This window comes from Cohnella sp. GCM10020058, assembly GCF_042683485.1.
Lineage (GTDB): Bacteria > Bacillota > Bacilli > Paenibacillales > Paenibacillaceae > Cohnella.
The window spans coordinates 1-12,608 of sequence record NZ_JBHUJV010000001.1; the positions used below are offsets into that span (position 1 = coordinate 1).

A 12,608-nucleotide genomic window follows, 5' to 3' on the forward strand; every position below is an offset into this window, starting at 1 on the left:
GGTCTGGTGGTAATGGCGGAGGGGTCCCACGCGTACCCATCTCGAACACGACCGTTAAGCCCTCCAGCGCCAATGGTACTTGGACCGCAGGGTCCTGGGAGAGTAGGACGTCGCCAGGCCAAGAGCAGCACAATTTAATAATATTCCCTGATAGCTCAGTTGGTAGAGCACTCGACTGTTAATCGAGTTGTCACAGGTTCGAGTCCTGTTCGGGGAGCCATCATGGAGAGATGTCCGAGTTTGGTCGAAGGAGCACGATTGGAAATCGTGTAGGCGTCACAAGCGTCTCGAGGGTTCGAATCCCTCTCTCTCCGCCAGTTATTTACTTAAGATTTAGGCCCGTTGGTCAAGCGGTTAAGACACCTCCCTTTCACGGAGGTAACGGGGGTTCGATTCCCCCACGGGTCACCATATTTACAAAGCCTGATTCGAAAAAAAAAGTTTGATAAAAGGCTTGCATTACTAAGGCGATATCGGTTATGATATGAAACGTCGCCTAAATAGTAAGACTTACTAACGACGCGGGGTGGAGCAGCCCGGTAGCTCGTCGGGCTCATAACCCGAAGGCCGCAGGTTCAAATCCTGCCCCCGCAACCAACTTTATCCCGGAGTTCATCCGAGATCCCACATGGAGCTGTGGTGTAGAGGCCTAACATGCCTGCCTGTCACGCAGGAGACCGCGGGTTCGAATCCCGTCAGCTCCGCCATTTTCTTTCTAAGACAGATTGCAAAATGGCTCGGTAGCTCAGTTGGTAGAGCAGAGGACTGAAAATCCTCGTGTCGGCGGTTCGATTCCGTCCCGAGCCACCATCTGAGTAATACCTTAATGGATATGCCGTTGTAGCTCAATTGGTAGAGCAACTGACTTGTAATCAGTAGGTTGGGGGTTCAAGTCCTCTCGACGGCACCATTTGTTTTACAGTCTTGGAGGATTAGCGAAGTGGCCAAACGCGGCAGACTGTAAATCTGTTCCTTCGGGTTCGGTGGTTCAAATCCATCATCCTCCACCAGTTTTACCTTAACATTATAGGGGCATAGTTTAAAGGTAGAACAGCGGTCTCCAAAACCGTTAGTGTGGGTTCAATTCCTGCTGCCCCTGCCAATGAAGACTTGGTGATTATGGCGACCGTGGCGAAGTGGTTAACGCATCGGTTTGTGGATCCGACACTCGGGGGTTCAATTCCCCTCGGTCGCCCCATTTTTACCTCGTTGGGGATTAGCCAAGCGGTAAGGCAACGGACTTTGACTCCGTCATTCCTAGGTTCGATCCCTAGATCCCCAGCCATTATGCGGAAATAGCTCAGTGGTAGAGCATCTCGTTGCCAACGAGAAGGTCGCGGGTTCGAATCCCGTTTTCCGCTCCATCTAAGTTCTTGGCGCCATAGCCAAGTGGTAAGGCAGAGCTCTGCAAAAGCTCTACCCCCAGTTCGAGTCTGGGTGGCGCCTCCAACTTCATATTCGCGCCCTTAGCTCAGCTGGATAGAGCGTTAGACTACGAATCTAAAGGCCAGGAGTTCGAATCTCTTAGGGCGCGCCATTTTTTTGTTTAAAGCCAAATTTAATATGCCGGTGTGGCGGAATGGCAGACGCGGCGGACTCAAAATCCGCTTCTCGAGAGGGAGTGGGGGTTCGAGTCCCTTCACCGGCACCATAACTACGATTTCAAGAAATTTTATAATTTCTTGTTTTTTTATTTTCATAGAGAATGCTGGTTCGACAGGCGATCGCAAGAAGGATCGTCTGTTTTTTTGATAGAAGGGGTGCGACAATTTGTTGCACCTGGATGCAAAGTAGTATACTAAATGAATTGAATATAACCGCTCGACGTTATCGGATTTCAAACTCGGGAGGTTAAACATGGCGCACAAGCTTGATGTACTCAATAGGAACCATGTGAGCATAAAAGGAAAAGGCGACAGGGTTATGCTCTTCGCACACGGATTCGGTTGCGATCAGAATATGTGGAGATTTGTCGCCCCGGCATTCGAGGAACAATGGAAAATTGTCCTGTTTGACTTCGTCGGCGCTGGAGATTCGGATAAGAATGCTTACGATCCGGTCCGTTACAACGAACTGTCTGGGTACGCAGCGGATGTATTAGAAATATGCGAAGCATTGGAGCTTCAAAATGTTGTCTTTGTCGGACACTCGGTTGCTGCATTAATTGGCATCCTTGCATCGGTGCAGTCCCCGGGAGTGTTCGATCACCTTGTATTAATCGGACCGTCTCCTCGATATATAAACGACCTGCCGGATTATATCGGCGGCTTTGAACGCGAGGATATCGAAGGGCTGCTGGCACTCATGGCATCCAACTACAAGCAGTGGTCGGGCTACCTGGCTCCGATGATCATGAGGAATTCCGATCGTCCTGCTCTCGCAAGAGAGCTGGAAGACAGCTTCTGCAAGGTGGATCCGACAATTGCGGGTATATTCGCCAGGGCAACCTTCCTATCGGACCACAGGGACGTGCTGCCGAAGGTGGAGACCCCTACGCTTATCCTGCAGTGTATGGAAGACATGATTGCACCGTTGGAAGTGGGCGCCTATATGCATCAGCAAATTCGCGACAGTTCCTTTCGAATGATGGAGGCGACCGGCCATTGCCCTCACGTTAGTCATCCGGATGAGACCGTGGCGCTTATATCCGATTATCTCCGTGAAGCGTATGCGGAGACAAAAAAGGTTGCAGAGGCTTGAGCGTCCTGGTGCCGACCGAAGGGGACAAGGCCGTCCCGCCGGTAGGTCGACTATTGCTCACGCAGGAAAATCTCATTCTGGAAGCCGACGCGGAATTTTGCAGATTGTTCGGCTTTATGCCGCATGCGCTGGCAGGCGTCCGGTTCGAATCGATCTTGACGAGAGCAAGCCAGATCTTGTACCAGCTTCATTTTAGTCCGAGTCTTCGTCTTAACGGCAAGACCGAGCGGGTTCGATTTGCTTTAAAGTCGGGCAGGGCGGAAGCCGTGCAAATCGTCGTCTCGGCAAGCTTATTGTTAAAAGGGGACGCGGTGCATTATGAGTTTCTCGTTTCACCGGAGCGATAGACTGCAAGATGTGACCCCACAAATATGATTTAAACACAGACAGCTTAGGCTGTCTTTTTTTTATAACTCCAAGACTGAGGCAGGGATTCAAGTCAGGCGAAGGAATATCAATCATGAGATGTCCGGACATTCTCAATTTACATAAAGGAGTCTGATCCAGCGGATAACCTCGATCTACCACGCAGCCCCAGAAGTATTGGCATTTACGAGCGGCGTCAACGATCGATATGCAGTCCGTCATGAACGCCGTATGGGAAGGTCTGCTGCCGGCGTTGAATAGGGAAGCCGAAGGGATCGAGCCGACCCTGATACGGCCCGTGCATTCGCAGACAGGCTTACGTCTCTTCAAATCGCTGTTCCTTCGGAGATCTCGCCGAGCAGGGAGCGGGGCCAGTCATGAGGCGTTCGTTAACGCCTGGCCGACAATCCGTTAGGCCTGTCGGAGGTGAAGCTGCGCGAGGACGAGCAAGGCGGCCGCATCCGCTGGACGCAATCCGGGCAAGCTTACGAGCTAAAATACGGGGCTGCGGAATGGATATTGAATGAAGGCAACAAAAATGATGCGGACATGCAAGTAGCCGCGAGCGGATGCTGGACGGACGAGGAAACCTTTCTGCTCACCGTCCGTCCGGTCCGCCTACGTACAGACTTATCGATGCCGATTTGAAGGTGATACGCTGCGAATCTCCTATACCAGCGAATTCAATCTGTTCGGGTCAAAAGAACTGACGCTTGAAGGCAAAGTAACGACAGACACAATCATATAAGTTTAACGCTTGTTAAGTTAGTCACAGCGCAGTTGCGTCCCCCTGCCTATAATGAAGCAAAGAAGCCGGCCGAAGTCAGACAGGCGTCATCCGGCGGCAGCTTAGGGGGCGTTAGCATGGATTATGTGAAGCCGGGACAGATGTTGGAAAGCCTGATTGCGATGGGGGAAACGAAGTCCAAGCTGTCCGTATCGCAGAAGCTCGTGCGAAGCGGATTGGCGGGCGCGATACTCGGATGCGCGACGACCCTGGCCTACACCGCTTCCGTGCAGACAAAAATACCGATCGCAGGCGCCGTCTTGTTTCCCATCGGCTTCGTGCTCATTCTGCTGCTGGGCTTGGAACTTGTGACAGGCAGCTTTGCGGCTTTACCGCTGGCTGCGCTCAAGAGAAGGATAAGCACGGGTAAAATGGTCTCATGCTTCGCATGGGCGCTCGCCGGACATCTGATCGGTGCGGGACTGTACGCGGCGTTATATACGATGGCCATCACGAAGATGGGCCACGATATGAGCAATCCGCTCGTGCAAGCGGTCATCTCGGCGGCGGAAGGCAAGACGAGCGCATATATCCATATCGGCGCGGACGGCTGGATACTGTCGTTCGTCAAGGCCGTGCTTTGCAACTGGCTGGTCGCGCTCGGCGCTATCATGAGCCTGTCCTCGACCTCGACGATCGGCAAGATCACGGCAATGTGGATGCCGGTGCTGCTGTTTTTCGGACAAGGCTTCGAGCACTTAATCGTTAATATGTTCCTTTTGCCAGCCGGTCTCATGCTCGGCGCGAACTACACGGTTGCGGACATGGTCTTGTGGAACTGGATCCCCGTCCTGCTGGGCAACTTCGCTGGTGGAGCGATAGGTACGGGATTGCTGTTTTATCTGGCTCATCGGGAGAGAACGTCGGAGGCCGTTTAAGCGAGAGGGCTAACGCGATAAAGGGACAATCATGACGAGGCATCGCAAAATTTGCACATGAACAAGAATAGGGGCCGGAATCGATATTCCGGCCCGATTATATTCAACCCGTATTCGGGCTTTCACGTATGCGCAGCCACTGAATGGAATCAGCGCGCGACATTCCGAACGCAAGGCGGTTTTCAGTATCCCTTGGGTATCGATGCAGCGAACCGCCATGTTTTAAGTATGCACATGGGGAGGCACTTTTTTACCCTTGTCGTCTCGTTTGGGCGAGCGCCAGTTTTTGACTTTGTTCCAGGCATTCGTAATGGAGTGGGTATACTTTTTGCACTCGGGCTTGCTCTTGCCTTCCCGGTCGAATGCGAGCGTCGCGTTGATCTCGCCACCGAGCACGACGATGATGCTGCTGATGTAAAGCCAGGTGAGCAGCACGATGACGCCGCCCAAGCTGCCGTAGGTTTTCGTATAGTTGGCGAAGTTGCTGACGTAAAAAGCGAACAGTCCCGACGCGACGATCCAGCCGATCGTTGCCACGAGGGCGCCCGGCAGAACCTCCTTGAATTTCAAATGCCGGTTGGGCACGTACTTGTACATGGCCGTGAACACGAGCGCGATGATGGCGATCGGGATGACGAACTGCGCCACGGACCATACTTCGTCAAAGAAATCGGGAAGCGCGAACGTCTTGAAAATCCACTGGCCGAGCCAACGGCCGAATACGAGCAAAGCCAGGCTGCTGAAGATAACGAGCGTGAGGACGAGCGTCACAATAAGCGACAGTCCCTTAACCTTCCAAAACGGGCGTGTCTCCGGCTCGTCATAGGCTTTGTTCAGCGCCCGGATGATGGCATTAATGCCGCTCGAGGCCGACCATAGCGAACCGATGATCCCGAAAGAAAGCAATGCGCCGCTGCGATTATCTTGTATGTTTTTGATCCAATCGACAAGCACCTGGCTGTTGGACTGAGGCAATACCTTATTCAGGGCGTCCAGCAGATCCCAGGTCGTGAACGGCGTGAACCCGATCAAGGCGATAAGGAAGATCATGAAAGGAAATATCGCCAGGATTAAGTAATAGGTCAACTGGGCGCCCATCGCGGGCACTTCGTCGTCCTGAAAGCGGCAGTACAAGTTCTCGGCAAAGCGCAGCGACTTTTTTTTCGTTTTTTTGTCCATCTTCCTTTCCTCCTTGCCTGGGTAAGGGATCGACCGCCGCACCATGCGACGGTCGATCGCGATTCACAGCCTCAGGACGATCAGGATTGCTGCGCCAGCCTGACGAGCATATGCGCAAGCTTGTGTCGTTCGTCCTGTTCGCCGACCTTCCATAATTCCTTCAGCAGATTTTCCTCGGCGTTGCGTGGATCCTCGTGCTCCGCGAGATAATCCGCGACCTTCTCCGCGACCTGCGCGAGCTGCTCCTCGGAGAGGCCGAGCGATTCGCCAAGCGCGATTCGCTTGTTCAGATAGCTTTTGAACGATTCGAAGTTGCTGAGGATCTCGTCCTTTTTCGGAGCGTCGATTCTAGAGATCGTATCGCCCACCTTGGAAGTGTCGATTCGTTCTTCCTTATCGATGATATGCTGGGATTCGCTCATTCTGAATGCCTCCTTTGAAAGTTAATGTCATTGTGCGCTTTCCTTCGGACATTCTATCCGCATCGCCGACCGTTAGAACTTTGGTAGGGGATCTGCCCGGGACTACTTCCTATTGTCCATCTTGACCGCCGGTGAAACGGAAGTACAATGGGGAAATGGGAAAGGGGCGAGGAGCGGATGGGCTTTGAGAAGGGCGAAGGGCTGGAGCGGCACAGCCGGTTGCTCATGGACAGCTACCTGAAATTAACAGGAAAAACGTTGGTCGAAGCCGAGACGGAATCATGTGCGGCGGAGCGATTGTACGAAGCGCCGTTTGCTTTGTTGTCCCACGGGACGGAGGCGGATCCGGTGCTGAACTATGGCAATCGGACCGCGCTGACGCTATGGGAAATGACCTGGCAGGCGTTTACAGCGATGCCTTCCAGGCTTACAGCCGAACCGCTGGAGCGAAGCGTCAGGGAAGCCTTTATGGAGAATGTCAGGATAAAGGGTTATTCTGACGGATACGAAGGGGTCAGAATCTCGGGGAGCGGCAAAAGGTTCCGGATCGAGCAAGCCGTTGTCTGGAATCTCATTGACGAGAAGGGTGCGTATCGGGGCCAGGCGGCGATGTTTCCAGGCTGGACCTGGCTATAAAAAAGGCTCTGCCCCAACTGAAGGGGCGGAGCCTTTATCAATAGTGGAAAAAACTCAGAGGGCGCTGCCTCCGAACAAATACCGCTTTTCCCAAGTCGTTCCGTCGATCGTGTCCGTGCGAACGCCGCCGCTGTCCTTCGAGTAAGTCTGAAGCATTTTGCCGTCTCCCAGGTATATCGCGACATGCGTAATTTCAGCGTTAGACTTGACCGCATCGCCGTATGCGGAAGCGGACGTGCCGCGATAGGACATGAAGAACATCAAATCTCCCCGCTTCAGCTCGCGCCAGTCGCTCGTGACGGTCCCTTTTTTCTTGACGTAATCTCCTTGGCTGCGCGAGTCGGAAGGCAGCTCGATCCCCGCCGCGCGGTAATAAATCCATTTGACGAAGTCCGAGCAATCGAACGTCGCATCGGTATTCCGATCCGAACCGTATTCGTAAGGCGTTCCTATATAACGCATGCCTTCTGCAATGATCTTTTCAACGTCGGATGACGAAGCGGTCGTACCGTCTGCCGAAGCATCGGCCGTACCGCCTGCAGAAGCATCGGGCGTAGAGTCCATGCCTCCAAAGGTCCAAGCGGAGCCGATATCCGTCGCATTAGCGGCGGAAGCATCAGCTGCCGGCAGAGCCGTCCATATCGCCGAAGCCGCCAACAAGCCGGCCGTGGCAATCGTCAAGCGTTTGCGTAACATCCAAACACCTCCCGTTTATGGTATAGATAACGCTAACATAGACGGAAGGCCAAAGGTACCCGCAAATGTTGGCACCTTAAGACCGTGCCGGCCCCCGACTGCAGTCTAGGGCCAATTCCGTGCGCGGGTCCGTTATCCGAAGGCGTCCGAGCGTTTACAATGAATTTGTGAGGTAAAGCAAACAGGAAACGACGCAAAGGGGTGAGACGAGTTGAAAAAGAACAGTGGTTGGGCAGTGGTACTGATCGCGTTGGGCGTACTTCTTCTCTTCGGTAAGCTGGGTCACTTGGTCGGATGGATCATCGGTCTTCTGATTCCGATCGCGATCATCGGTCTTGGCGTGATGGCATGGCGCAACGGTTACAGACTGATCGGCATCGTCATCGGCATCATCGGCGGCTTCATGCTGCTGGGCAAGCTGTCGGTCGTGATCTTCTGGGTCGCGGCGATCGGGCTGATCGTGCTGGGAATATCGATGCTGAACGGCAAATCGGGTCGTACCCGCAGATGGTAAGCAAAGGAGGTTATCCATAACAATGAGCGTAGTCAAACGAGTGCGGGACATAACGGTCGCAACGCTGAATGAGAGGCTGGACAACGCGGAGGACCCCGTTAAGCTCATCGATCAGTTCCTCTGGTCGACGCATCAAGAGATCTGCCAGTGCGAGGTGCTGCAGCGGCAATACGCCGCCCACACCGACCAGATGCACAAGCAGTTGAAGGACGCGCAGCTGTGGACGCAGCGCCGCGAGGAACAAGCGCTGACCGCGCTGAAGGCAGGCGAGGAGAACGCCGCGAAGCTGGCGCTCGCCGACAAGGTCGCCCATGAAGAACGGGCGGAGCGCTATCAAGGCTTGTACGAGCAGAGCCGCGACGAGCTGCTTGAGCTGGAGCAGCTGCTGCAGGAGCTGAGGGACGAATATCGCAGCGTCTACGACCGCAGGCAGTTCTACATCGCCCGTATGGAGTCGTTGAAGCTGCAGCAAAGGCTGAACGCCCGCTTCGCGCCCGGAAGCGCAGATCCTTCGCAAATGCTGCGCAAGGTGGACGACCGGCTGACGGACATGGAGCTGGAGACCAAGAGCCTCAGAGATTTGCGGCGCATGGGCCAGGAGCTCGTCTACCAGGCCGGCACGGTGGTCTCGCAAGCCGTGGACCGCGAGCTGCAAAATCTGAAGCGCAAGCTGGAACAAGGAGGGTAAACGATGCGCAAGCTGTATAGATCGACCCGCGACCGCAAGCTGTTCGGGGTGTGCGCGGGACTCGCCGATTACCTCGGCGTTGACGCGACGCTGCTGCGAATCCTGCTCGTCATCGTGACCGTCTTCTCCGGCGGCACCGTGCTGTTCGTCTACATCATCGCCGGGTTCATCATTCCCCGCGATTCGGACTTCGGCGGCGGCAGCGCCTTCGGCGGTCCGCATGGAGGCCATGGCGGCTGGGCGCCTCCGCCTCAAAACGGCGGCTGGACGCCTCCGCAACAACGTCCGCCGGCACCGCCCGCTTCTTCCTGGAACTCCGGCGGCGCTTGGCCCGGTCCGGGTCCTGCCGCACCGGCAGCCAGGCCCGCTCCCCAGACGGCCGCTCCGTCCTCGCAAGCGTCGTCGACGCTGGACGCGATGATGGAGGATATCGAGAAGAAGGCGCTCAAGAAGGAAATCGAAGAACTGAAGGCCCGCATCACCAAATTTGAACAACAATCGAAGGGAGAATAATACAATGGGCGTATTTCAAAGAATGAAGGACATGACGAAGGCATCGGTGCACGAGCTGCTGGACAAACTGGAAGACCCGGTTGTAATGCTCAACCAGTATATTCGCGACATGGAAGTGGAAATTCGCGACGCCGAAGTAACGGTGGCGCGTCAGATGGCGGCAGAGCGCCGGCTGAAGCAGCGTCTCGACGAGGCGGTTCGCATCTCCGCCGAGCGCATCGGTCAAGCCGAGCAAGCGCTGCTCTCCGGCAACGAAGGCATCGCCCGCAAGCTGCTCGAGGAGAAGGTTTACTACGAAGGCCAGGCTGGCAGCCTGCAAGAGCTGCATAGCCAAGCGAGCGCGCAGGTCGCCGAGCTGACCGGCCAGCTGCACGAGATGAAGGAAGAGTTCTACAAGCTGCGCAACAAGCGCAACGAGCTCGCCGCCCGCGCTCAAATGGCCAAGGCGCGCAAGCAGCTGGCGCAATCGAGCCAGACGCACACGATCGAGAGCGGCAATGCTTCCCGTGGCTTCTACCGGATGGAGGAGAAAATCCTGCAGATGGAAGCCGAAGCCGATGTCGCCCGCCTGCCTGGCGCCCCGTTCGGCGGCGTATCCGTCGCTCCGTCCTCCGTCGATCCCGCCAAGGCGATGAAGGTCGATCAAGAGCTGGCGGCGCTGAAGAGCCGTATCGCGCCTCCGTCCGCTTCGGACGAATAAGGAACGTCGACAGGCGGCATTCACGCCGCAGAAAACATGTGGTATGCTAGCAAGGATGCTCGCCGAAGGCCATAACGGACGAACCCGTCCGTTATGGCTTTATCCGCGATAACAAGGTATTGGGCCGCAGCGCAGACGATCCTACGGAGAGGAGGCGGCCGGTATGAAAAACCTGAACTTGTCCAAAAAGTCGCTGGTGCTCATCGCCGCCGGACTCTATCTGGCCGTCGGCGCCATCGCGGGCTTCGCGACAGTCAACGCGGCCATCCTCCTATGGCTCGGCATTGAGCGCTACAGGCAGGATCGCAGCCGGTTATCGGTCGTTGTCATCGCCGTCAGCGCGATCGTGCTGGTCGTCAACCAGATCGGTCTCGTGCTCGTGATCGGATTGATCCTTGCGGCGATCTATTATTTGCGTGTGAGGCCGTCCCAAGGCGCCGGATATGTCAGCAGGCCAAGGCTCATTCTGAGCATGAGGCAGGATCGGCCAGGCTGGGTGCTCCGCTCCATGGGCAGTTGGCATCTGTACGGCGAGGTCAGGCTGGACCTGAGCGGCGTCGTGCCGGAGGACAACGAGACGAACGTCGTCTTGCAGGGCATCGTCGGCGATATCGAGATCGTCGTTCCCGAGGACTACGGGGTGCAGGTCGAGGCCAATGTGCTGCTCGGCCAGGTGACGGTCGACGGGCAGGGCGACGGCGGCATGATGAGGCGCATGTCGTGGAGCACGCCGGGCTTCGCGCGTCAGGATCAGCAGATCAAACTGCAATTTAATTACATCGTCGGCAACATTCGTATCCGGCCGATCTGAGGAGGAGCGCATAATGGTCTGGCGTCAAATCGGCGAAGCTGTTCTGTTCTCCCTCGGGATCGGCTTCGTTGTCATTTACTTGCTGGAAAGCCAGGGACTCGCGGCTCCGTTCGAGTCGTGGTCGAACGTCATCACCTTCGGCCTTACCGCAGTCGGCGTCCTCATCGTGGCGGGCGTCGGCTTCGGTCTGTTCAGAAGCCTGCCGACGCGCAGCCGCATCGAGCAGATGCGCCATACGCTGCTGCTGATGGAGCGGGGCAGCCCGGTGCAGCCGCAGCCGAACATGGGCAAGGACGAGATCGGGCTGCTCGCCGAACAGCTCGTTCGCTTCAGCCGCAAGTGGGAGGAGCAGGTCGCTTCGCTGCAGCGCTTGTCGACCAACAATACGGAGCTTGCGGCCAAGGCGCGCATGAGCGCCGTCGTCGAAGAGCGGCAGCGGCTCGCGCGCGAGCTGCACGACGCGGTCAGCCAGCAGCTGTTCGCAATCTCGATGACGGCCACTGCCGTCGGACGGACGATGGACCAGGACTTCGAGCGGGCGCGTCGGCAGATCGCGCTCATCGAGGAGATGTCCTCGGTCGCGCAGTCCGAGATGCGGGCGCTGCTGCTGCACCTGCGGCCCGTCCATTTGGAGGGCAAGCGGCTGTCTCAGGCGGTGCCGGAGCTGGTGAAGGAGATGCGGGCCAAGGTCGACATCGACATCTCGCTCGATATGGACGAGGACCTGCCGCTGAACAAAGGCATTGAGAACCATCTGTTCCGCATGGTGCAAGAAGCGCTGTCCAACACGCTTCGGCATGCCCGCGCGAACAAGATGGACATCGCCTTACATAGACGGGGAGACACCGTCAGGCTGGCGATCCGGGACGACGGCGTCGGCTTCGATATGCAGGAGAAAAAGCACGCTTCGTACGGGATCGTCAGCATGGAAGAACGGGTGAACGAGCTCGGCGGTTCCCTGAACATTGCCAGCGCGCCGGGCAAGGGCACGCGCATCGAGATCCGGGTGCCGATCATGACGGAAGAGAGAGGGTGGGAAGATGGCGGAGCAACAGCCGATCAAAGTGCTGCTGGTCGATGATCACGAGATGGTGAGAATCGGACTGGCTGCCGTACTGGGGACCGAAGAAGGCATTGAAGTGGTAGGTGAGGCGGGCAACGGACAAGAAGGCTTGCGACTCGCAAAAGCGTACAATCCGGACGTCGTGCTGATGGACCTGGTCATGGAAGGCATGGACGGCATCGAGACCACGCGCCGTCTGCTCGAGCAGCAGCCGGAATGTCGCGTCATTGTGCTGACGAGCTTCCTTGACGACGAGAAGATGTATCCTGTCATCGAAGCGGGCGCATTCAGCTACTTGCTCAAGACGTCGAGGGCGAGCGAGATCGCGGATGCGATCCGGGCCGCGGCACGCGGTCAATCGGTTCTCGAATCGCAGGTCGCCTCCAAGATGATGAATCGGTTCAGACGGCCGCCGCAGACCGAGGCGCAGCCGCACGAAGAGCTGACGGAGCGGGAGATGGAAGTGCTGCATCTGATCGCACAGGGCAAGTCCAACCAAGAGATCGCGGACGAGCTGTTCATCGGCATCAAGACGGTCAAGTACCATCTGACCAATATGTTCAGCAAGCTGGGCGTCGAGGACCGAACCCAAGCGGCGATCTACGCACACCGCAACGGATTGGCCGAATAGCCTGCCAAGAATATCGTGTCCTCC

Annotated in this window: 15 protein-coding genes, 15 tRNA genes and 1 rRNA gene; 28 read left to right on the top strand and 3 right to left on the bottom strand. The window is 56.4% G+C overall.

Annotated elements, in window-relative coordinates:
• Positions 1-2 precede the first annotated feature (2 nt).
• From rrf to ACFSR7_RS00100, 20 genes are all read left to right on the top strand, one after another.
• Positions 3-119 (top strand): 5S ribosomal RNA (rrf, locus tag ACFSR7_RS00005).
• A 25-nt stretch (positions 120-144) separates the two neighbouring features.
• Positions 145-220 (top strand) — tRNA-Asn (locus ACFSR7_RS00010).
• A gap of 4 nt (positions 221-224) precedes the next feature.
• Positions 225-317: transfer RNA gene (locus ACFSR7_RS00015), tRNA-Ser, on the top strand.
• A gap of 19 nt (positions 318-336) precedes the next feature.
• Positions 337-411 (top strand) — tRNA-Glu (locus ACFSR7_RS00020).
• A gap of 109 nt (positions 412-520) precedes the next feature.
• A tRNA-Met gene (locus tag ACFSR7_RS00025) sits at positions 521-597 on the top strand.
• A 33-nt stretch (positions 598-630) separates the two neighbouring features.
• Positions 631-707: transfer RNA gene (locus ACFSR7_RS00030), tRNA-Asp, on the top strand.
• A 27-nt stretch (positions 708-734) separates the two neighbouring features.
• A tRNA-Phe gene (locus ACFSR7_RS00035) sits at positions 735-810 on the top strand.
• Between the two features lie 24 nt (positions 811-834).
• Positions 835-910 (top strand) — tRNA-Thr (locus ACFSR7_RS00040).
• A 16-nt stretch (positions 911-926) separates the two neighbouring features.
• Positions 927-1,010 (top strand) — tRNA-Tyr (locus tag ACFSR7_RS00045).
• An 18-nt stretch (positions 1,011-1,028) separates the two neighbouring features.
• Positions 1,029-1,102: transfer RNA gene (locus tag ACFSR7_RS00050), tRNA-Trp, on the top strand.
• A 20-nt stretch (positions 1,103-1,122) separates the two neighbouring features.
• A tRNA-His gene (locus ACFSR7_RS00055) sits at positions 1,123-1,198 on the top strand.
• 12 nt (positions 1,199-1,210) lie between these two features.
• Positions 1,211-1,285: transfer RNA gene (locus ACFSR7_RS00060), tRNA-Gln, on the top strand.
• Positions 1,286-1,289: 4 nt separating this feature from the next.
• A tRNA-Gly gene (locus tag ACFSR7_RS00065) sits at positions 1,290-1,364 on the top strand.
• An 11-nt stretch (positions 1,365-1,375) separates the two neighbouring features.
• Positions 1,376-1,449: transfer RNA gene (locus ACFSR7_RS00070), tRNA-Cys, on the top strand.
• Between the two features lie 11 nt (positions 1,450-1,460).
• A tRNA-Arg gene (locus ACFSR7_RS00075) sits at positions 1,461-1,537 on the top strand.
• Positions 1,538-1,565: 28 nt separating this feature from the next.
• Positions 1,566-1,651, top strand: a tRNA-Leu gene (locus tag ACFSR7_RS00080).
• A 206-nt stretch (positions 1,652-1,857) separates the two neighbouring features.
• On the top strand, positions 1,858-2,700 hold the full coding sequence (locus ACFSR7_RS00085; protein WP_378158276.1) for an alpha/beta fold hydrolase: 843 nt from the start codon (positions 1,858-1,860) through the stop codon (positions 2,698-2,700).
• Entirely contained in the window at positions 2,697-3,047 is a 351-nt protein-coding gene (locus ACFSR7_RS00090) for a hypothetical protein (protein WP_378158277.1), read from the top strand. Before ACFSR7_RS00085 ends, ACFSR7_RS00090 begins: the two co-directional genes overlap by 4 nt.
• Before the next feature lie 445 nt (positions 3,048-3,492).
• Positions 3,493-3,714 carry a hypothetical protein gene (locus tag ACFSR7_RS00095; RefSeq protein ID WP_378158278.1) on the top strand — a complete coding sequence of 74 codons (222 nt, stop codon included), beginning with the start codon at positions 3,493-3,495 and terminating at the stop codon, positions 3,712-3,714.
• Between the two features lie 216 nt (positions 3,715-3,930).
• Positions 3,931-4,731, top strand: coding sequence for a formate/nitrite transporter family protein (locus tag ACFSR7_RS00100; RefSeq protein ID WP_378158279.1), 801 nt, complete (start codon positions 3,931-3,933; stop codon positions 4,729-4,731).
• A gap of 222 nt (positions 4,732-4,953) precedes the next feature.
• Here the strand turns inward: ACFSR7_RS00100 and ACFSR7_RS00105 are convergent, their stop codons facing one another.
• Positions 4,954-5,910, bottom strand: coding sequence for a YihY/virulence factor BrkB family protein (locus tag ACFSR7_RS00105; protein ID WP_378158280.1), 957 nt, complete (start codon positions 5,908-5,910; stop codon positions 4,954-4,956).
• Positions 5,911-5,990: 80 nt separating this feature from the next.
• A complete protein-coding gene (locus ACFSR7_RS00110; protein ID WP_378158282.1) occupies positions 5,991-6,332 on the bottom strand; it encodes a DUF3243 domain-containing protein in 342 nt (113 codons plus the stop codon).
• A gap of 177 nt (positions 6,333-6,509) precedes the next feature.
• On the opposite strand from ACFSR7_RS00110, the gene ACFSR7_RS00115 reads away from it, so the two are divergent.
• Complete coding sequence (locus tag ACFSR7_RS00115; RefSeq protein ID WP_378158283.1) at positions 6,510-6,968, top strand: MEKHLA domain-containing protein; 459 nt, start codon at positions 6,510-6,512, stop codon at positions 6,966-6,968.
• A 54-nt stretch (positions 6,969-7,022) separates the two neighbouring features.
• Here the strand turns inward: ACFSR7_RS00115 and ACFSR7_RS00120 are convergent, their stop codons facing one another.
• Entirely contained in the window at positions 7,023-7,664 is a 642-nt protein-coding gene (locus ACFSR7_RS00120; protein ID WP_378158284.1) for a C40 family peptidase, read from the bottom strand.
• A 211-nt stretch (positions 7,665-7,875) separates the two neighbouring features.
• Between ACFSR7_RS00120 and ACFSR7_RS00125 the strand changes: the two genes are divergently transcribed.
• The 7 genes from ACFSR7_RS00125 (at position 7,876) to ACFSR7_RS00155 (ending at position 12,584) form a co-directional block, all read left to right on the top strand.
• Positions 7,876-8,178: a hypothetical protein gene (locus tag ACFSR7_RS00125; protein ID WP_378124357.1), complete on the top strand. Its 303-nt coding sequence runs from the start codon at positions 7,876-7,878 to the stop codon at positions 8,176-8,178.
• A gap of 22 nt (positions 8,179-8,200) precedes the next feature.
• Complete coding sequence (locus ACFSR7_RS00130; protein ID WP_378158286.1) at positions 8,201-8,866, top strand: PspA/IM30 family protein; 666 nt, start codon at positions 8,201-8,203, stop codon at positions 8,864-8,866.
• Between the two features lie 3 nt (positions 8,867-8,869).
• On the top strand, positions 8,870-9,379 hold the full coding sequence (locus ACFSR7_RS00135; RefSeq protein WP_378158287.1) for a PspC domain-containing protein: 510 nt from the start codon (positions 8,870-8,872) through the stop codon (positions 9,377-9,379).
• Between the two features lie 4 nt (positions 9,380-9,383).
• Positions 9,384-10,079: a PspA/IM30 family protein gene (locus ACFSR7_RS00140; protein WP_378158288.1), complete on the top strand. Its 696-nt coding sequence runs from the start codon at positions 9,384-9,386 to the stop codon at positions 10,077-10,079.
• A 163-nt stretch (positions 10,080-10,242) separates the two neighbouring features.
• The gene (gene liaF, locus ACFSR7_RS00145) at positions 10,243-10,890 is read left to right on the top strand and encodes a cell wall-active antibiotics response protein LiaF (RefSeq protein WP_378158289.1); all 648 of its coding nucleotides are present in this window, start codon (positions 10,243-10,245) and stop codon (positions 10,888-10,890) included.
• 13 nt (positions 10,891-10,903) lie between these two features.
• Entirely contained in the window at positions 10,904-11,971 is a 1,068-nt protein-coding gene (locus ACFSR7_RS00150) for a sensor histidine kinase (protein ID WP_378158290.1), read from the top strand.
• Positions 11,931-12,584: a response regulator gene (locus ACFSR7_RS00155; RefSeq protein WP_378158292.1), complete on the top strand. Its 654-nt coding sequence runs from the start codon at positions 11,931-11,933 to the stop codon at positions 12,582-12,584. Before ACFSR7_RS00150 ends, ACFSR7_RS00155 begins: the two co-directional genes overlap by 41 nt.
• Positions 12,585-12,608 lie beyond the last annotated feature (24 nt).